A 1079-nucleotide genomic window follows, 5' to 3' on the forward strand; every position below is an offset into this window, starting at 1 on the left:
TATTTGCTCAATGTGTTCGGCTGAGATCGGAAATCAACCCGCACGCATTAATGCTATTAACGTTACTATGCTTATCTTTAATAATGGAATCGGGTCTCTTCCCGGAATCAGCGTTAACCGATACTGTGGCGACATCCCTTGAGTATTCTGAAATTGGCGAAGCGATTGGCTTGGTGCTTTTAGAGCGAAAGCTACTGAAGAAAACTCATGGCTCAATTTGAATGGGATAGAGATTCTGAGTTGCCCACACTCAGTTTCATTATGGTTACTCAAGATACTGACGCTTCAGATTGAATGCTTGGGTCCTTTTTAGAAAGGCCCCATGGCAACACGGTTGCCATGGGGCCCGTTTTTTCAACTGGACGCCCTAGCTCGAGAACGTCACCTCCCCGCCGCCCTGGAGCTGGTCCTCGGGCACCTGCTTGGCGTCGGGCGGCATCTGCCCGGAGTCGGGGCCGCCGCCGACGGACTGGGAGTCGGTCACCTGCCCGCCGTCCGATTCCGCAGCGCCCCGGCTCGTGATGAGCCAGCCCGCGGCGACGCCGCCCGCGACCAGCGCCTGTTTGCATTTGAGCCCTGTCGAAACCGTGGACACCTGATAATTTGGACGGCAGAGGAACCTGCCCCGTAGGAGGGTGTGGCCATGGGAGCCGAGCCTGGGACCAAGTACGAGTAGTTCCCCAAGGACTACCGGGACGAGACGGCCGACTACGTCATCGCGGCGGGGCGGCCCGTCAGGGAGGTCGCCCGAGAGCTCGGCATGGCGGGGAGCACCCTGGGCGACTGGGTGAGGAGGAGGCGCGAGCTCTCCGGCGGCGGGCCCGCGGCCGCCCCGCCGTCCTCGCCAGCATGTGCCTCATGATGGGTGCGATCGGCTTCTCCGTCTACGACGACCAGAACGGATGGGGCTCTTATCGCCTCACCCTTCCCGTCTCGAAGCGCGACGTCGTCCTGAGCCGCTACGCCGCCATCGCGACGCTCGGCCTCATCGGCTCGGCGGTCGGATTCGCCGCATCGCTTGCGGTCATGGGGCTCGCGTCCGCCGTGGAGCTGCCGGGAGGCCTCTCCGAGCTCCTCGC

Annotated in this window: 3 protein-coding genes and 1 pseudogene; 3 read left to right on the forward strand and 1 reads right to left on the reverse strand. The window is 61.9% G+C overall.

All coding sequences use genetic code 11. The annotated features are described in order from the left end of the window. Positions 1-221 (forward strand): hypothetical protein (locus tag DW151_RS10840; RefSeq protein ID WP_233543404.1); only part of this gene is annotated, 221 nt, incomplete at its 5' end. Positions 222-367: 146 nt separating this feature from the next. Here DW151_RS10840 and DW151_RS10410 read toward each other — a convergent pair. Continuing rightward, positions 368-595 carry a hypothetical protein gene (locus tag DW151_RS10410; RefSeq protein ID WP_118335764.1) on the reverse strand — a complete coding sequence of 76 codons (228 nt, stop codon included), beginning with the start codon at positions 593-595 and terminating at the stop codon, positions 368-370. A 108-nt stretch (positions 596-703) separates the two neighbouring features. Here DW151_RS10410 and DW151_RS10935 point away from each other — a divergent pair. Both DW151_RS10935 and DW151_RS10420 read left to right on the forward strand, forming a co-directional pair. Then, positions 704-862: pseudogene (locus DW151_RS10935) on the forward strand (transposase); the annotation flags it as partial. After that, a partial coding sequence (locus tag DW151_RS10420; RefSeq protein WP_199579949.1) for an ABC-2 transporter permease occupies positions 859-1079 on the forward strand: 221 nt, incomplete at its 3' end. The pseudogene DW151_RS10935 and the gene DW151_RS10420, both read left to right, overlap by 4 nt.

It is taken from the genome of Collinsella sp. AM13-34 (assembly GCF_003473055.1).
GTDB lineage: Bacteria > Actinomycetota > Coriobacteriia > Coriobacteriales > Coriobacteriaceae > Collinsella.